This is a genomic window from Candidatus Erwinia haradaeae, from assembly GCF_900698995.1.
GTDB lineage: Bacteria > Pseudomonadota > Gammaproteobacteria > Enterobacterales > Enterobacteriaceae > Erwinia_E > Erwinia_E haradaeae_C.
Window position 1 is genome coordinate 629,636 of the sequence record NZ_LR217735.1, and the last position, 20,992, is coordinate 650,627.

Below are 20,992 nucleotides of genomic sequence, written 5' to 3' on the forward strand. Positions count from 1 at the left end.
CAGATTTAAAAATATATTAAAGATTTATTATTTTCATTATTATAAGATATGCATGATGATTTTATATAAAACTTGTAAAGATTAAAACTCTTCTGCTTTAATTTTAGAAGTATAAAGATAGCACCTAGCTTACATTTAATTACATTATACTTTAAAGTACTCCAAGAAGATAATAAAAATACCTGATTCAGGTATTTTGATAGATTTGGATTATCTCAACAGATATTTATTAATTGATAATAATATCATAAACATGATCGAATCTATTTTATAAAATATAAATAATTAGAGTATTAGGTGTATAATATTAAATTAAATAGATTTTGTCTTACTAAGAGGTCTAAATGAATTTAAAAAATAAAAGCATCATGTAGAAAAAGATATAATATAGATTGTAGAACTAATTTTCTATACAAAATTTTATATCAAAAGTAAAAATATATGGAATTTTATAACACGTTTAATCTCTATTCCACAATAAGTTATATTGACATGCCTATATCTTTAATAGGATTATACTGTTTTGATATATAAAAAATTATCTTGATCGAAAAAATAAAACTAATTATATCATCTCTTGTAAGCTACCAGAGATTCTATTAAATATAAAAGACAATATAAGATCATTATTAGTTTTTAACTATAGCTAATAATTTAAAAAGTTATTATTATACATATATAAAAATATTTAAAGTAAAGTAGTATATTTAATGACATAATCAATAGTATTGATATACTATATTGGATATAAATAATAGTTTTTATACTTGAGAATCTGATAAAAATTATCACAGCTTAATTATGGAAGGGGATAGAAATAATAATCATTTATCCCATCACAATAACTATATCTTCTTACGTGAAAATAATAGTTTTATAATAATCAAAGATTTATATTTTCATGACATTGATATAAAAATAACCATTCACACTAGTAAACCTCTTACAGGTTGATTTCATATAAAATTATGATATTTACTTGTAAATTGCAATAATTAATAATTAATTTTCAATAGATACACGCGGGTTGATTTATCAGATTATTCATTTTTATTCAATCTAAAAATATATCCACCTAAATAATATTTAATTATATAAAAAATGATATCTACAATTTTGAAATATAATTTTATCTCTAAAGACATATGGAGAATATATTGAAAATGAAGTGGAATAACAATGCCTAAAAATATTATCCTGTAGGAGCTAAACATTATGCTCTCGAATCCATAGAGGGCTTAATGATTAAATTCTTACTCTTACTAAGCATCGTTCAAGTAACTATCATTGACAATTTAAGAGTATTTCAAATTTATTCTATGACTTCTGTGGTCACTATTATAAATAAGATCTTTATGATAAATCAGCATCTGATTTTACTAAATTTTCTTTTATACTGACAAATACGCTATAGAGTGAAAAAGTTTAAAAAATGATAGATCTAAATCTTAAAAATGGTAGTGCGCGTTGTTTATTTTTGATATAAAATATTATTTTAATATTACCTGTTACCTTAATAGGATCAATTAGATTGATAAGGTATTCATATACATATGAAGCTCTCCATAATATCTAAATTAGAGTCCTTGCAAGAGCGTCATATAGAGCTTGAAACAATGCTAAGCGATTCTAGTGTAATTTTTAACCAAGAACGTTTTCGAATACTATCCCGTGAATATTCTCAGTTAATCACTATTAGTCAATATTTTGATAAATGGAAAAAAAACCAAGAAGATATTAAAAATTCTAGAGACATGATGAATGATGATGAAATGCGTGACATAGCACAGGAAGAGTTGAAAGCATTATATAAAATTAATAACTATTTAGAAAAAAAGCTACATCTTTTTCTTTTACCTAAAAATCAGGATGATCAACATAATTGCTATTTAGAGATACGTGCTGGCACAGGCGGTAATGAAGCAGCAATCTTTGCTGGTGATCTATTTCGCATGTATAGCCGATATGCTGATTCTCAATGTTGGAAAGTTGAAATTATGAACGCTCATGAAGGTGAAAGTGGTGGCTATAAAGAAATTATCACTAAGGTTATTGGAAAAGGCGCTTACGGACGTCTTAAGTTTGAATCCGGCGGGCATCGTGTACAACGTGTGCCTGATACTGAATCTCAAGGTCGTATTCATACTTCATCATGCACCATAGCGGTAATGCCAGAGCTTCCAGAAATTGAGCGTTCAGTAATTAATATTAATCAATTAAAAATTGACACTTTTCGTTCTTCTGGAGCTGGAGGGCAGCATGTTAATACGACCGACTCAGCAATTCGTATTACTCATCTTCCGACTGGAATAGTAGTTGAATGTCAAGATGAGCGATCTCAACATAAAAATAAAGCTAAAGCTCTTTCAGTTCTTGCTGCACGTATACATAACGCAGAAAAAATTCGTTGTCAGCAAACTACAGCGTTGACACGTCGTAATTTGCTAGGCAGCGGTGATCGATCGGATCGTCATCGTACCTATAACTTTCCGCAAGGAAGAATTACTGATCATCGTATCCAGCTAACTATATATCGTTTAGAGGAAGTAATGGAAGGAAAACTAGATGTCCTTATTAAACCGATTACTCAAGAATATCAAGCAGATCAACTAGCAGCTCTTTCTGCTGAGCAAGATGAATGAAGATACATGAATGGATGAAGATTGCAATAAAACAACTGCAATACAATGAAAATCCACATCGAGATGCAGAAATTCTATTAGAGTTTGTGACAGGTAAAGCTAGAAGCTGGTTGATTGGTTTTGATGATAGCGTTCTCTCATCCTATAGTCTCTCAAAGCTTAAAAAACTATTAGAACGACGCTCTTCTGGAGAGCCAATTGCATATCTTACAAAACAACGTGAATTTTGGTCTCTTCTATTACATCTTACGCCTGATGTAATGATCCCTCGTCCAGATAGTGAGATATTAGTAGAGCAAGCATTAACTCATCTGCCAACTCAAGGTTGTTGTATATTAGATTTGGGTACTGGTAGTGGTGCTATAGCACTAGCTATAGCTAGTGAGCGTATAGATTGTTCAGTTTTAGGAATTGACTATATCTGCTCTACCGTAAGATTAGCTAAATATAATGCTAGAAGACTAGGTTTAAAAAATGCTACTTTTATCTTAAGTAAATGGTTTTCTACTATAAAAGATCGGAAGTTTACTGTGATTGTTAGCAATCCACCTTATGTAGATATTACTGATCAGCACCTTTTAAAAGGAGATCTTCGTTTTGAACCAAAACATGCTCTCGTTTCTGGTGATAGTGGTCTTTCTGATATTAAGTTAATTATAACAGAATCAGGAAAACATTTAATACCCGGTGGATGGCTCCTGATAGAACATGGCTGGAAGCAAGCTAACATAATTCGATGCATTATGAATGAGAATCAATTCTGTGAAATATCGACATGTCAAGATTATGGTGGTAATGATCGTGTTACTTTAGGACGTTTTTTGTGAGATTAAAAGCATTGATATCAAATAAAAAAATTGAAAATTATTCTTCTGTTACTTTATCTTCTCTATTACTAATCAAGTGATCCCTCTGTATTCCTAACTGCAGAGCCAAGGAGGAAGATGTATAAATAGAGGAAATTGTGCCAATAATAATACCAATGAGCATGGTCAATGAAAACCCCCTTAACATAGACCCGCCAAAAATAAATAAAATTAATACCATCATTAAGGTTATAATTGAGGTAATAATTGTCCGCCGAAATGTTTGTGTTATAGAGAGATTAATAATACAAACAAAGGAAGAAGCAATAGTAGAGATTTTTCGGCAATTTTCACGAATACGATCTGAAACTACAATTTTATCATTCAAGGAATAACCTATTACTGACAACAAGGATGCAATAATGGTAAAATCTATCTCTATTTGAAATAGAGATAAAGCGCCAATAGTAATAATTAAATCATGTATTAAAGCTAGAACAATCCCTAAAGCTAGTCTCCATGCAAAACGGATAGTAATATATAAAAAAATTGCTATCAATGCTGAAAGTAAAGCTATTCCTCCTATTATTAATAGCTCGCTTCCAACACGAGGACCTACATATTCAATACGTTTTACATTAATTTTTTCTGGAATCGCATGTTGAATACTTCTGAGAATTTGACCTCCTAAATCAGTATTTAGATACTTTTTTTGTAAAGGTATATGTATTATATAATCATGACTGCTACCAAAATTTTGTACCTGTATTTTAGTAAAACCAAGTTCTTTTAATTTGCTGCGCATATGATCTAAATTAGCTTGTTTTTGAAGAACAACCTCAATGATTGTTCCGCCAGTAAAATCAAGGCCCCAATAAAAACCACGCATACTAATAATTATTAATGATAACATTAATAAAAGTGCTGAAACAGAGAAAGCTGTTGTCTTCCAATTCATAAATTGAACTACATTTTCTCTATAATTTATATCTGTATTATCATTTTTTTCAAACATATTACCCTCATATGGATAATTTATGTATTCGTTTCCCGCCATATATTAAATTAATTATAGCACGTGTTCCTATTAGTGAAGTCAACATAGAAGTCGCTATACCAATCCCAGTAGTAATTGCAAAACCTTTAATTGAGCCAGAACCGACTACATATAAAATAATTACTTTAATTAACGTTGTTATATTAGCATCTAAAATGCTTGAAAAAGCTGCTTTATAACCAATATAAATAGCCTTTTGTATAGAATGTCGCTTGCGTAGTTCTTCTTTAATTCGTTCGTTAATTAACACATTAGCGTCAACAGCTACTACTAAAGTTAACACAATACCTGCAATACCTGGCATGGTAAGAGTAGCGCCTGGCAATATTGACATGCATGCTACGATAAGTATTAAATTAGCCAAAAGTGCACAAGTAGCCGCTAATCCAAATATTTTATACCGCATGATCATAAAAGCAATAGATGCAAAAAGACCACATATGCAGGCCTCTATGCCTTGTTTAATATTTTGTGATGCCAGGCTTGGACCAATAATGCGTTCTTCTACAATTTGTACTGGAGCAATTAAAGCGCCGGCTCGTAGAAGTAATGCCAGTTGACGTGCTTCTTTTGGGTAACGCATTCCGGTAATGCGGAAATAATTACCAAATGAGGACTGAATATGTGCGAGATTAATAATTTCATCATGTTTTTCTAAAGAGAGCTGAGTGTTCATATTACTTGTACCGTGTTCTCTATATTCAGTAAAGAGAGTTGCTATTAATTGACCTATATGACCCCTAGTAAAGCTAGACATTATATTACCACCTGCATTATCTAGTGAAATATTAACCTCTGGCTCATTATATTCATTAGCACTATAAGTAGAATCTATAATGTGATCTCCAGTTAAAATAACTTTTTTATATAAAACTACTACTTGGCCATCACGTGTTTTTTTTAATTCTGAGTTATCAGGTATAGTTCCATGAGAATCGATCATAGAGTTAACTAAACGAAATTCTAACATCGCTGTAGCGCCAAGAATTTCTTTAGCACGCGCGGTATCTTGAATGCCTGGAATCTCTACTATGATATTATGATCCCCTTGTCTTTGTACAAGAGTATCCGCTAAGCCTAATTGAGTAACACGATTTCGTAAAATATGTATGTTTTGTTGTAATGCATATTCGCGAGCAATCTTTATGTTCCGATCGCTTGGCCTAACTGTTAAGAAACAATTAGAGTGTTTCCGAAAAACGATATCAGAAGGAAAAGAGACCAAATACTTAATAAATTTGTAATAAGATGCCTTGTCACGGAAGCGTACTAAAACTTCAAGTTGATTGCTTTTTTTGAGATCGATATAATGAATACCTTGTGTAGTTAGCCTTTGTTTCAATTTGTCTAGGGTATTTTCTTGTAATTTATGCATCACAGTATCCATATCCACTTTCATAAGAAAATGAACGCCACCGCGTAAATCCAGACCAAGTTTCATCGGGTTTGCAGATAACATGGCCAACCATTTAGGTGTTGCCGGTGCAAGATTTAGAGCTACTATGTAATTTTTGCCAAGAAATTTAGCAATGACTTCTTGTGCTTTCAACTGTAGATCAGTGTTTATAAAACGTATGAAAATATCTTCAGAACCAAAGATAAAAGATTTACTTTGAATATTGTTTTGTTTTAAAACGTTTTGAATATTAGCCAGAACATTTTTATTTACAATATTTTTGCTCGCGCTGGTAATTTGAATAGCTGGATCTTCGCCATATAGGTTTGGTAACGCATATAGCAGGCCAATAAGTAATATAAAAATTAGCATTAGATACTTCCATAAAGGATAACGATTTAACATGGAAGCGCCCTTAAGAAAAAATAATTAGGATGTTGTGATGACCTTTACAACAAAAATCAGGTTACATTGTACGTATGTTATATGATAATTATAGGTCAGTTATATATTACATAATAATACTATTTGCTTTCTTCGTTAGACTATCACATCTTGGGGTATATATAGTTTATATGTGAGATATATAAAATATTTTTTCTATGTTTTATATTTCTTCTGCTGTTTCTTAAAAATATAAAAGTTTTTTAGAACAGTTTTTATAAAAATATTTCTATAGAGCTATTTAATGCATATGTTCTAAATCGAACTTTTTTAATTATTAAATCTAATATATTTTTTATAAATTTTGGGCTTTTTTAAAAAAATAAACATTTCTGAAGGGTGTTAAATTTATTTTTTTAAAAAATAAATTTTATTTTTTTTTATTTTTACATACACCATCACAAGACAGATTAATTTTCGTCATTCTAACTTATTATATTCTGCAGCTTCAATAGCTCATTAAGTGTTATTTTTTTATTTGTACTTTTTTTATTTATTTGTTGTTTTTATACCTATTTCATGATACACATCATAAAGTGTTTGGCAGTCATATTTTGATTATTCTTACTCTATAATTATTATACTATATTTTTACATTAAAACTCTATTGATTCATCATTATACTAAGTAAAAATAGTATTTAATCATAACTGCTACTCGACTAGTAAATTTTTACCTTACTAGATAAATTATTTAAGCTCTATCTTAGAGATTAATATCAATTCTATATGTCACGCACCATAATTATTTATTAAATAAGTAAATTCATACTGTAATTATACTATATAGTGTAACCGGTCTTATTGTAAAACTGATTAATAAATGTTTTCAATGTACCTGCTGAAATCGCTTGTCGTATATTCAACATCAGATTCTGATAATAATGCAAGTTATGAATTGTGTTTAATCGCGCACCTAAAATGTCATGACAACGATCAAGATGATATAAATAAGAACGACTATAATTTTTACAAGTATAGCAATGACATTCAGGATCAAGTACTAATGTATCATCTTTATATCTTGCATTACGAATATTCACTATACCATTAGAAACAAAAATACATCCATTACGAGCATGACGGGTAGGAACTACACAGTCAAACATATCTACACCATAAGATACAGCTTGCACAATATCCTGAGGCTTGCCAACACCCATTAGATAACGAGGCTTTTTTTGAGGCAATATTGAACAGGCATGCTGGAGAATACGATGCATATCTTTTTTTGGTTCTCCAACCGCTAACCCCCCTATAGCATACCCGTCAAATCCAATATCTAATAAACCTTGCATGGATATCTCTCGTAAATCTTCGTACATTCCCCCTTGAGTAATACCAAATAATGCATTAAGATTACCTAAAGAATTAAAGTAACTCCGACTGCGTTGTGCCCAACGCAGTGACATTTCCATAGAGTTTTTGCTGTAGCTCCAAGAAGATGGATACGGGATGCATTCGTCAAAAATCATAGCAATGTCAGAATTTAGTGTATATTGTATTTCCATTGATTTCTCTGGATCAAGAAAAATAGAGTCACCATTAATTGGATTACGAAAATAAACTCCTTTTTCACTAATTTTATTAATTCCCCTCAAACTAAAAACTTGAAATCCTCCAGAGTCAGTAAGAATCGGGCCTTTCCAATGCATAAAGTTATGTAAATCTCCATTCATTTTGATAATTCTCAATCCAGGGCGTAACCATAAATGAAACGCATTGCTAAGAATTATATGAGTACCTGTCTCTTGCAGATCTTCTGACGTTATTCCTTTAATAGCTCCATAGGTTCCAACCGGCATGAATGCTGGTGTATCTACTATACCATTGTGAAAAATTACTTGACCACGACGAGCATATCCATCAGTAGTATCTAGCTTAAATTGCACCTGTCCTCCATTAAATTCTATTTATAAATAAACTATAATATACTTTTGATATATACCATAAAACATTAATACGTATATTATTAGTTTTGCATTTCTGAAATTTAATTATTAATACTAAGCGTTACATTTCTGTATTCATTTTTAATAAACATAAATTTATGTAAATATAGATATATATTTCAATCAACCTATAGTGTGAAAATTTGTATAATATACACATTAAACAATCTGTTCTGTAACAATTATTCAGTAAAAAAATGAAATAAAAAACACTCTTTTTATATTTACATCTTCGGTTAAGTGTTTTACTTGATGTATTTATTTTTTTAAAGAAAAAATTATTTTATGTTCAAGATTAATATTAAATTTTATATAATCAAACTATACTATCTATTAGTAATCAATGTGCATAAATAACTTGAGAGAAATTACAATACTTAATACAATTAATATTGGCAAATAAATATATTATTTTTATATATTTTTAAGTTTTATTTTATAAAAATATTTTTATAAAACATATATAATTTTTATTTTTAGTTAAAAATAAAATCTTACCTAAATACATAAACTCTTGGTTTGTAATAAAACACATGCAAAAAAATAGAGATCTGTTAAATATTATGTTCTCATTTTTATTTATCTCTTTTATGAGCATAATGTGTTTATGGATACTAAAACCATTTATTATAGGTTTTACCTGGGGTGGTATAATAGTTATCACTACATGGCCCATATTTCTTAAAATTCAGCGTGTGTTGTGGAATATAAAATTACTCGCCATTTTAGTTATGGCGTTAACTTTAATTTTAGTGTTTGTTATCCCCATTGTCTTATTTATTCAAAGTGTTATTAAAAATAGCAGTCTTCTTATAATTTGGTTAAGTACTGGTCATTTAAAAGGTCCTGAATTGTATTGGTTAAATACTATCCCAATAGTAGGGCCAAAATTTTATTTATATTATCATGACCTTATTAATACTAGCGGAAAAACACTGATTTCACAGTTACAACCATATATTGGTCGTACCACTAGCTTTGTTGTTAATCAAGCTGAGCATTTAGGCCATTTCATGATAAATTTAGGGCTTATGATAACTTCTAGTATATTTTTTTACTGGTTTGGTGATAAAATAGAGAACTATACCCAATGTCTTTCTGTTAGGGTTGCGCCATATTATGGCAAAACTACAATTTTACTCGGAATACAAGCAATAAGAGCTATAGCTTGTGGAGTGGTTGTTACTGGATGCGCACAAGGATTACTAGGTGGCATTGGATTAAGTATATCAGGTGTACCTTTTTCAACTATTTTAACTGTAGTAATTATTTTTTCATGTTTAATTCAGCTAGGGTCTCTGATTATATTAATTCCGGCAATTATTTGGTTATATTGGATAGGCAATCATACTGAGGGAACAATATTATTGATCTGGAGTATTCTAATATGTACTTTAGAAATTTTTCTACGTTCATTTTTAATTAAAAAAGGAATAGATTTGCCTATAATGTTAATTCTTATCGGTATCATTGGAGGTTTACTTTCTTTTGGTATGATTGGGTTATTTATAGGTCCTGTAGTTTTAGCGGTATCCTATCAACTAATTTTATCTTGGATAGAATTAAACCCTTACATCATGTGATAGAAATATCAATCTAATAAATCAGAGTAAGATTCAAAAGTAAGCTATTATTTAACTAATTTAAAAAATTATTTAACTACACCAACCTATTTTAAAAATAATAAAAAATCAATTAAGAAAATAACTACTAATTTTATTTATGAAAAGAAAAATATACTAATTAAGGTATATTAAAAAACTATATTTAAATATTTATATTTAATACGATAAAATGTGATAATCAAAAACAAAAAAAATAAAATAATTAGATGATAGTTAGAAATCTCTAGTTATTGACTTATTGCGCTTTTGTTTGTTAATACCACTAAGCAGTAAAGTTCTCGCATGATGTAATAAAAAAATTGCTAGAGTAACTATCAACCAACTAAGCATGATGGCAGCTAACAAATCTTTTGGCCAGTGCATACCTAACAAGAGTCGACTACCCATAACAGCTATAGCCCAGATTAATAAAAACAGAATAGAAAAATAACAACGACGTGACCAAAGAAGACCTGCCCCTAATAATGCCCAAGTGGCAACAAATAGCGTATGACCAGAAGGACAAGAAAATTTACTAGAAGAAAACCAATGGTGCATCAAGTGAGGCGAGATATTTTTGTTATGAGATAGAATTTTATATAATTCTTCCTGTGATTCTACATATTGTTGGTTATGATATTTATGTATTTTTGAAGAATAATTTTTTTCAATCCATACGTCATAAGGACGAAGTGATTGAATGCGATTCTTTAATAAACTTTTTACGCTTTGTCCAATTAACGTAATAGAAGCTAAAAAAACTAATAGTAATAATATTGAGTATGGGCGAGATTTTAAACACAAAGAAAAATAACCAAAAAGAAAGATATTAGTAAAAATAACCCAAGGATAGGTAGCAGATTCAGTAATCCAGAGCACTAACTTTATGTTGGAACTCATATTAACAGGCTCCCATTGCCATCCAGATAGAGCTGCTGCTATTGGTATAAGTAGTAATATCAATGTTGTGATAGTAATATATTTTAGAGTGTTTATCACAGAGACCTGATTTTATATAGATTTAGACGATAGTATCTCAATTGTTTAAGAATTTTTAAAACTACACAAAGACATCAATTTTAAATAGTCTGTATGTTGTGAGCATTACTAGATAAATATAATAATTCTATTTATAACATAAAATATATGCATAATTTTTCATATAATTTTATTATTTCATATCTACTGATCAAGCTTTATGAGTATGTGTCGTTAGTCTTATTCTTATGACATACAACGTAATCTTATCCTGAAGTTAATGATGTAATGAATACTATGATTTCTTGAATATTCTATCTTCTAATCGTAGAAGTAACATCTAAAATCAAAAAGAAGATCAATATTTTTTTAATTTTCTGATATACTATACCTTTTTAATATCTATCAGAAAAATATAGTAAAATTAAAATTAACCAGATTTTTTAGTTTTTCAAAAAACGATAGTCACGCCATTACATAATAAGAATTCTTCTTGTTTGAATCAATAATTAAAGTATAAAAACATATTTAATAGAAATATCTTTCTATATTAGATAATATTATTAATAAAAATAAAATTTTATGAATTTTATAATGATACAAACAAAATAAGTCAAAGTTTAAATATAATTATACTTTATTTATAAAAATATTTTAAGTAAAAAAATCATATGTTATTTGATAAATTTATAAATAAAAAATATAACCACTGAACCTATTCAATCTGTTTATAGAGAAAAATTCTAGGTCTACATAAAAATAATTTATTAATGCTTATCTATAATCTGTGCCGATATATGACATTAAGAAATATTTTTTAAAAAAATATACGAATTATTCTTCTTATTTTATAAACAAAAACGTAAGATCAGTGTTTAAAATTGCATTATTAATTTAATTATTTTGAATTACTCATAAAATGAGATAATTAATTCGCAATCTAAAAATGTTCTTAATATTAATGGTAAAATATAATATATTACTATTTGTTTTACTATATTATAGGGCGTGTATCACTATATTCCAATTACTATAAAAATATACTGATACTCATATAACATTAATTTTAATTGACTTAATAAGATCTCTCAATTATTAAGGTTATATGGTATAAACATTTTATGAAGCTAACAAGGCTGAAACAGAACGTGGTCTATTTATTATTGTGTATCATTTTATTATTATATATACAATCAATCCGCGTAACATTAAGATTTTATGGGGATTTATATGCAACTTAAGCAAGTAGCAGAAGCCAATCTCCCTACACCTTTTGGAGATTTTATTATAGTTGGCTTCGAGGAGCTCAGAACTAGCAGGGATCATATCGCTTTAGTATTTGGCGATATCTCTACTACAAGGTCTGTTCTAGCACGTGTGCACTCCGAATGTCTGACAGGCGATTCGTTATTTAGTCTCCGCTGTGATTGTGGCTTCCAACTAAAAGAAGCAATTAAGCAAATTGCTGCACAGAAAAGTGGTGTTTTGCTTTACCACCGCCAAGAAGGACGCAATATTGGACTCTTAAATAAAATACGCGCTTATACTCTCCAAGATGCAGGATACGATACAGTAGAAGCAAATCACAAATTAGGTTTTGCAGCTGATGAGCGTGATTTTACTGTATGTGCTGATATGTTTAAACTACTAGGAGTGAAAAATATCCGACTATTAACCAATAATCCACATAAAGTTAAAAAGCTTACTCAAGCTGGCATAAAGATTATTGAACGCGTACCTTTAATTGTTGGACGCAATCCTAGTAATACTCATTACTTAGATACTAAAGCGATTAAACTAGGGCACTTTTTTGCACAATAAACAGCAATCTTTACTAAAAGTAAAGATAATAATATCTTTCTATAAGATAAAAAATATCTATTTTCAATTGATTCTTATGTAATGTATTTGATATTGTGAATAGTATAATCTCAGTATAAGAGTGAGATATTATTATCTACGCTTCTATTATTAATGAGCTAATATTCATTCAGATATAAGTCCTATAAAAATAAAAATAGCATTTACTTTTTTTAAAGATTGCTAAGTTTTTTTTAATATTTGATTTTTAGCATTCCATTGAATATCAACCAGACTATTATTTTGTTTTATATCTATATATTCAAATAAACTATATATATTCAAATAAAAAATTTTCTGAAAAATATTAAAAATAAAAAAAGTAAAAAATGATAACAAGCTATTTCTTTTCTATATTTCAACCAACTAAATCTATCTAGGTATTTTTTAAAAAATAATTTTATGCTTAATAAAAATTAACTCAGTCTATAACTATTTAAACAGAATGGGGTTTTATTAAGTGTCATCTCTACTACAGATTCTTTTATGATGCTAAATATATATTATAAGAGCAATTGCGCTAGATCTAATCAAAATATTTATTTTATGTAAATTATATAAAGCTTGACCATAGGTCTTAAACTAACATTCAACGCATGTCTTAGTAAGACTACATTATAACTGCATACTGACATATAATAACCACTCTCTATCAAGCATTTAATCATATTTTTATGAATAGTTTTAAATAAGACTAACAATATACTATGACTGGTAAAATAAAGCTTACGTATGATGTAAACAACTAGTTTGTTTTTATAAGCTAAAAACAAACACACTATACGATGTTCAGGTTTTTATAGAAAAATCATCATTTATTATAGAAAAAATCTAACATAAAACATATGCATATCATACAAATGTCAATAATAAATGATCTGTTCAACTAACACATTACAAAACATTATAATCACTAAAGTGCCTAGATGACTAATTCTATTATAGATATGCATGTTATAATAGATAATGCTCAGCACCCAGATCAAATAATCTTAATCAAATACAAAAAATATGCAGTGTATCTCTAGCAGAAGTAGCTTCAAAATAAAATATATAAAAGCTCCTAGATTCAGCTATCTTAATATATTCGTAATTATTATCTATTATCATGTAACCTAATGAGACGCTCATAGTAAATTTTTCACATATCTTCTATATGTATATTTAAAATAAACGAATAGATTATATTTTATAATAAACAATTATATCAAATCTTATGCGCTGAATGATTTTATTTTTATAAAAATTTTCTTAAAATCATAACGGTAATTAATTATCTCAATATTTGAATGCTTAGAACCGGATCAGATTAATTTTCGAAATATGTCTATATCATCAATGTAATTATATAATACTATTATTTTAATAAAATAAAAAAAATCAAATCCAGCGCAAACAGTCAGTTGCATTGATAAGGTTATAAACAGTAAAATAGTTCTGGTATACAGTGTATACCTAATATTATGGCTTTATATTTCTGCAGTATATGTAGTCTAGATAAAGAATCATTTTATGAGGATTCTTGTTTTTATTTAGACATTAGAGATAATATTCCAAGATTTATCTCCTTACTTCCGTGAACAAATATATAGTAATCTATATGTTTTACATATATTTAAGATAAAATGATTACTTCACATAATATGAAGTAAGACATACAATAAATTTTACCTAAAATGCTTAAAAATATAAAAATACTATATGCATTAGTTTAAAAAATAATAGATGCATACTATATATACCTGATGCCTAAAGATTATCAATTGTTTTAAGAGAAAGTGAAAGTATTACACACTAAACGCACGGAAGACATAAAAATCTGAGAAATAAAAAATGAACGAAAATAATTATAGATTTAAACAAATACTGTAAAATATATAGGAAAAGTATGACATGCAATAAAAAAATAGAACAGCTTGTGCTTGAAATAAATATTTCATGAAAATCATGAAAAAATATTTATTTACAGGTTTTATTATGATCATAGTATATGGTTTTTGGCTAGATTATAAAATACAGCGTCGTATCAACGGAAAGATCTGGCGACTTCCGGCTGCAGTATATAGTCGAATAGTAACTCTTGAGCTAAATAAATTATACACTCAGCAAAATATGATCGACCTACTAGAAGGAGCACAATATCGCAAGGTGACACATTCTTTGCGTCTTGGTGAATTTACTATAAATAAAAATAGTATTGAAATGATTCGTCGTCCTTTTGCTTTTCCAGGAAGCCCAGAAGAAGCAAGGCATATTCGCCTTACTTTTAGCAATAGTTACTTACATAAAATACAGGACCTTGATAGTGGTTGTAATTTAAGTTTTTTCCGTCTTGACCCTCGTTTAATTACTTTTTTAAATGCCCCAAATAGAGAACAACGTCTCTTTTTAGCGCGATCTAGTTTTCCAGATTTTTTAGTTAAAACACTGCTAATTACTGAAGATCGTCATTTTTACCACCATGCTGGTATTAGTTTACATGCTATCGCCCGAGCTTTTTTAATGAATATTATTGCTGGACACACAATACAAGGTGGCAGCACCTTAACTCAACAGTTGGTTAAAAATTTATTTCTTACCAATCAGCGTTCACTATTGCGTAAGGTCAATGAAGCCTATATGGCTATAATTATGGACGCACGATATAATAAAGATCGAATTCTTGAGCTATATTTAAATGAAGTCTATCTCGGACAAATTGGAAATAATCAAATCCATGGGTTTCCTTTGGCAAGCCTTTATTATTTTGGACGTCCAGTTGATGAGCTTACTTTAGATCAGCAAGCATTGTTAGTGGCCATGGTAAAAGGTGCATCATTTTATAATCCATGGCGCAATCCAAGCGTAACATTAGAGCGTCGTAATTTGTTACTACGACTTGTAAGGCAGAAGAATATAATAGATTCAAAATGTTATAGAACATTAAGGACTCGAGCTTTAGGAGTTAATCATGAAAGTGATCTAATGGCTACACAAGCATCCTTTATGCAACTGGTTGATCATGAGTTACAAGCTAACTTAGGTAATATAATTCAAGATTTTTCTGGGTTTAAAATCTTTACTACACTTGATCCACTATCACAAGATTCAGCTGCAAAATCGATAAGAGAAGGTGTCGCAGTCCTACGTAAAGAAAAAAGCATTGATGATTTAGAAAGCGCAATGATAATAGTAGACCGTTTTACTGGGGAAATACGTGCAATGGTAAGCGGAAGTAATTCGAAATTTTTAGGATATAATCGCGCATTATACGTACATCGTCCCATTGGTTCTTTAGCGCAACCTGCAATTTATTTAACTGCATTTAGTCAGCCAGACACCTATCATTTAAATACTTGGATATCTGATAATCCCATCCAGTTAAGACAGCTCAATAAAAAAATACGGAGATCAAAGAATAATCCTCAATTATTTAGCGGCCATATTATGCTAATCGATGCACTGACTTACTCAATAAACGTTCCGATAATTAATCTTGGGGTCACATTAGGGCTCCATTCAATATTTCAGACATGGAGTAAACTTGGTGCACCAAAAGATCAATTAAAACCTCTATCTGCGGTCTTATCAGGAGATTTAAATCTGACTCCGATCGAGGTAGCTCAAGCATTTCAAACAATTGCAAGTGGTGGTAATTATTCAAAATTATCAACGCTATGTTCTGTTCTTTCTGAAAATGGCATAGTGCTTTATGAACGCTTACCAAAAATAATTCGTAGTTTTTCACCTCAGGCGGCATATCTAACATTGTATGCTATGCAGCATATAGTTGACCATGGTACTTCCGAGAGAACTCTTGGAGCTTTATATCCTGCAGCTCATTTAGCAGGAAAAATAGGTACCACTAATTATTTGATAGATAATTGGTTTTCAGGTATTGACGGAAAGGAAGTGGCTATCACTTGGGTTGGCTGTGATAATAATCAGACAACTAAATTATATGATGCAAATGAAGCCATGAAGATTTATCAACGCTATCTTAAAAAGCATAGCCCATGGCCATTAATACTCACTCCGCCCGAAGATATCACGCTAATGCCAATAAATCCTTCTGGTAACTTTTCCTGCAAAAATGACACAGTCAGTCAATACTTTCCAATATGGACAACTATGAATTTACATGGACTCTGTCAGAATCGCGACACATCTCAAAAAAAATATAGAAATAAATTCACTGCTAAAATCAAGAGCATATTTAACCGCTTCATGACAGGTATGCATTAATAATATTAAAAATATATTAATATATTTTATTGCATATGCTATGCATGTCAATGTTATTGCTTCTTTATATAAAATCATTATATTAAAATATAGTAATGATGTTTATGTAGATATACAACATTATAATAATTAAATTTTACTTATGATTAACAAATGCTAGTAATTACAAAATTAGAGGGATAGAGACATCAATAAATATTTTTCTCTTTTTAGAATTAAAAAAACTATGTTCTGATTTATCTCAATGAGTATCTATTATAGATGATAGAAATCAACATTATTAATATACTCAATACATTCTCAAAATCTAAATTTATTCCATCAATATAGAATACAAGAATAATCTTATTTTAGAGGATTGTTGTTATGGCCTTGAAGTATATAAATATATTAGATAAAAATATTTATCTGAATTCTCGTAGAGATCATTTGCTATAGAAAGCTTAATCCTTACCTATATAGATGATAATTCTATAGCCCATGTTATTTAATAAAAGTACGCCATTTAATAAAACAAGAATCATAAAATGAACAGTAATATAAAAATATAACAAAATAAACCTGCTTATAATTATAAGATTTTTGATATGATATATTATTAGATTCTTCTTTCTATATAGCGCATAATCTAAACATTGTCTATTGACAAGATTTATAGAGCTCATCATACAATTATATAATGTTTAAATAATTACTATTTAATTGTATTATTCATACCAGCATAATTATAAAAATCTTAGGAATTATTTTAATTAAACTAAATCGGAAATAGATGCTGTGTTGTAGAATTGATCTATCTGATTTTATGAATAAATTTATCACATAATTGATTCTTAATATCTCTTCTTCAGTAACATAATTTTAATTATCTAAAAATTTCTTTATTTTAGTATGGTGAACATACTAATGCTTATCTTATTTATCTAAAGATAAAATTATGAAACCATATTATTTAGTTCATACACTTACTTCTTGCATGTACTATAATACGTATTAACGTATGATCAATTTATATTAAATATTAATTATTTCTAGAACATATTATTTTTATTTCTAAAATTAGCTTAATCTATTATAGATGCCTCTTTAATCAAAACTAGTATATATAATATAAAATTTTTAAAATTAAGGTAATATTTTTAAAAAAAATAAAAAAATAATTAATAAAAACTCCAATACTTATGTATTTTTTTATATTTTTTATGATATAGATTATTAATCTAATTGTGCACAAGATTTTATATATTTATAAATCGCTATTTGAGAGTGAATTTTTCGTCGTCCACCTTGTGGTACATAACGATTACTTAAGTTTTTATCAATAAAACGAGCTTTGAAATTATCATTTATTAAAATCTGCATAATATCGATAATCCTTTTTTTAAGAACAGGATCGAGTATAGCTACTCCAACTTCTATGCGATCATTAATATTACGTGTCATCCAATCTGCTGAAGATAAGAATACTTTAGTCTTGAATCCATGACGAAAAATATAAACACGATCGTGTTCTAAATAACGATCAACAATACTGATCGCACGAATATTTTCACTAACCCCTCTTAGTTTTGGTATCAGAGTGCACATACCTCTAATTACTAGATCAATTCTTACACCAAAACCAGAAGCGGTATATAAACGGTCTACCAACCCTTTATCAACCAGATTATTTAATTTTAAGGAGATTGAAGTAGGTACACCTTTTTTTGCATGAGTAATTTCATTATCGATCAATCGATAGAGACTATATCTCGCATTTTGTGGTGAAACTATGAGATGCTTGAAGTTTACTGGACGATATGGATTAGCAATAAAATGAAATACTTGTCGCACTTCAGTGGTAATACGTGCATCAGAGGTTAGAAGAGAATAATCGGTATATAATCTTGCAGTTTTTTCATTAAAGTTTCCGGTGCCGATGTGTGCGTAACGGTTAATTTTGCCGTTTTCAAATCTTGAAATTAAAAATAATTTAGCGTGAATTTTTAAACCTGGTGCTGAAAAAACAACGTGAACCCCAGCCTCAGTCAATCGCTTAGCCCAATGAATATTAGCTTCTTCATTAAATCTAGCCTGCAATTCAACTACGACTGTAACTTTTTTTCCATTATACGCTGCATGAATCATTGCGTTAATAATACGTGAATCTTCAGCAACGCGATAAATATTAATTTTAATTTCTAGTACAACAGGGTCAAAAGATGCCTGATGAAGAAGATCTAGAACATGCTCAAATGTATGATATGGGTAATACAAAAGAATATCGCCAGTACGAATAGCATCAAAGCCATTTAAAAAACGATCAAATCGTAGATGTCGTAACTGTACTAAAGGTTTATGAAACAAATGAGCTTTACCAACATTTGGAAAATTCATAAAATCTTTAAAATTATGATACCGTCCTCCTGATAAAACAGAGTCATACTTAGAGAGCTTTAGTTTATTACGTAAAATATTAACCATGACATCTGGCATGTCGCTTTGATAAATAAAACGCACTGGTTTAGCGGTTAATCGTTGTTTTAGACTAGATGACATTAACTCTAATAAGCTTGATTCCATTTCAGTTACTAAGTCGTATTCTGCATCACGAGTCATTTTAATGGCATAGGCATTAATTACATCATATTTAAATAATCCATAAAAAATATCCTCTAAACAATAACGTAAAATATTATCTATTAAAATCATTGGTTTTCGACGACGAGGCAATGCTGGAGGTAAATGTACAAAGCGTGATACTTTATCAGAGGGTATCTCAAGTAAAGCGTATTTTATCTCCGCGCCATATATAATTTCAATAGATAAATAAGTGTAATTATCCTTTAAAAATCTCATCAAATCACTATCAGGATTAATTAAGATAGGAGTTATATGTTGTCGTAATTTATACTGAAAATAATGCCTTAACCAAATTTTTTGATTCTCAGCTAACTGACGTTCGTTAATTAAAAAAATTTCATTACGCGCCATTTCCAATAATAAATCATTATATAAAATATTTAATTGCTGATCAAATATTAACACTCGTTTCTGAATTTTTTTTAGTAACTCATATGAAGCGCCTGGAATATTTTGCTCTTCGCTGATTAAAATACGTCGCTTCAGATCTGAAAATTGAACCTTATAAAATTCTTCTAAATTGCTAGAATAAATACCAAGAAAACGCATACGTTCAATCAATGGATTGGTCTTATCAGAGGCTTCTTGTAATACTCTTTCATTAAAAGATAACCAACTTAATTCTTTGTCTATATATAGATGATCTTGATCTGTTGTCACTCTATTCCTCTCGGTAGGGTTCAAGTATGTTATTATTCGTCAATTATAATGAACCCAACATGTTAGCACTGTCTAACATATAATCTTAGTAATATAACTTATGCTAATGAATAATGATTAGTTAACTTATAATAGTTTGTTTATAAAAGCATAAATAGTATTTATGATCAAAATTATTCTTAATAACCAACTTACGGAGTAATATTTCATGTTCTTAATAATTATTAATTAAAACATAAAATAAATATTGATAAATGAGTTCCTTATCCTCAGAGTTGTTGAACTTCTCTATTATTGAATCTTTTCTAAATCGCTATTATCTATTTCATTTGTATAAATATATCCATATTTTTATACTATGATATATATAATAAAAATATTAAGATATTTTGTCTAAAAGTTAAAGATGTGAAGTTATTATATTATTTCCTTGTTATTTTATTACCTTTCTAAAATAGAAGTATCTTGTTTTTATTACAGAAATATTATTAATTATTAAATCTAATTTATAATTATAAAAAGATATAATAATATTATAAACTGATATGAGTGTCTTTATATGTTATCAATATATTAAGTCATTTGTATAGTATGTGCCGCGTCAATCCATACAATATTTATAATGAAGTCTATATTTCTATCGAAATAATTCATGAGGGATGTAGATTATTAAAACTAGTTAATCAGAAAAAGAAAAATCTGAATACTTATTATTCAGCATTCCACGTTAGATTTAAAAAGTGGCAAA

Annotated in this window: 10 protein-coding genes; 5 read left to right on the plus strand and 5 right to left on the minus strand. The window is 28.8% G+C overall.

Annotated elements, in window-relative coordinates:
• Positions 1-1,553: 1,553 nt before the first annotated feature.
• Positions 1,554-2,642 carry a peptide chain release factor 1 gene (prfA, locus tag ERCISPPA3004_RS02010; protein WP_157990450.1) on the plus strand — a complete coding sequence of 363 codons (1,089 nt, stop codon included), beginning with the start codon at positions 1,554-1,556 and terminating at the stop codon, positions 2,640-2,642.
• Positions 2,639-3,469 (plus strand): peptide chain release factor N(5)-glutamine methyltransferase, encoded by an 831-nt coding sequence (gene prmC / locus ERCISPPA3004_RS02015; protein WP_157990451.1) that lies wholly within the window; start codon positions 2,639-2,641, stop codon positions 3,467-3,469. The genes prfA and prmC overlap by 4 nt, the downstream gene beginning before the upstream one ends.
• 37 nt (positions 3,470-3,506) lie before the next feature.
• Here prmC and secF read toward each other — a convergent pair whose 3' ends face one another.
• The 3 genes from secF to tgt form a co-directional block, all read right to left on the minus strand.
• Complete coding sequence (secF, locus tag ERCISPPA3004_RS02020) at positions 3,507-4,463, minus strand: protein translocase subunit SecF (protein WP_157990452.1); 957 nt, start codon at positions 4,461-4,463, stop codon at positions 3,507-3,509.
• A gap of 7 nt (positions 4,464-4,470) precedes the next feature.
• Positions 4,471-6,306 carry a protein translocase subunit SecD gene (gene secD / locus ERCISPPA3004_RS02025; protein WP_157990453.1) on the minus strand — a complete coding sequence of 612 codons (1,836 nt, stop codon included), beginning with the start codon at positions 6,304-6,306 and terminating at the stop codon, positions 4,471-4,473.
• Between the two features lie 820 nt (positions 6,307-7,126).
• Complete coding sequence (gene tgt / locus ERCISPPA3004_RS02030) at positions 7,127-8,236, minus strand: tRNA guanosine(34) transglycosylase Tgt (RefSeq protein WP_157990454.1); 1,110 nt, start codon at positions 8,234-8,236, stop codon at positions 7,127-7,129.
• Positions 8,237-8,829: 593 nt separating this feature from the next.
• Here tgt and ydiK point away from each other — a divergent pair.
• Positions 8,830-9,879: an AI-2E family transporter YdiK gene (gene ydiK, locus ERCISPPA3004_RS02035; protein WP_269472394.1), complete on the plus strand. Its 1,050-nt coding sequence runs from the start codon at positions 8,830-8,832 to the stop codon at positions 9,877-9,879.
• A gap of 255 nt (positions 9,880-10,134) precedes the next feature.
• Here ydiK and ERCISPPA3004_RS02040 read toward each other — a convergent pair whose 3' ends face one another.
• Positions 10,135-10,899: a phosphatase PAP2 family protein gene (locus ERCISPPA3004_RS02040; protein WP_157990456.1), complete on the minus strand. Its 765-nt coding sequence runs from the start codon at positions 10,897-10,899 to the stop codon at positions 10,135-10,137.
• A gap of 1,209 nt (positions 10,900-12,108) precedes the next feature.
• Here ERCISPPA3004_RS02040 and ribA point away from each other — a divergent pair.
• Together ribA and mrcB are read left to right on the plus strand one after the other, a co-directional pair.
• Entirely contained in the window at positions 12,109-12,699 is a 591-nt protein-coding gene (gene ribA / locus ERCISPPA3004_RS02045) for a GTP cyclohydrolase II (RefSeq protein WP_157990457.1), read from the plus strand.
• A gap of 1,986 nt (positions 12,700-14,685) precedes the next feature.
• Positions 14,686-16,962: a bifunctional glycosyl transferase/transpeptidase gene (gene mrcB, locus ERCISPPA3004_RS02050; RefSeq protein WP_232037594.1), complete on the plus strand. Its 2,277-nt coding sequence runs from the start codon at positions 14,686-14,688 to the stop codon at positions 16,960-16,962.
• Between the two features lie 1,215 nt (positions 16,963-18,177).
• Here mrcB and ppk1 read toward each other — a convergent pair.
• Positions 18,178-20,244, minus strand: a complete 2,067-nt coding sequence (gene ppk1 / locus ERCISPPA3004_RS02055) for a polyphosphate kinase 1 (RefSeq protein WP_157990459.1) — start codon at positions 20,242-20,244, stop codon at positions 18,178-18,180.
• Positions 20,245-20,992: the final 748 nt, after the last annotated feature.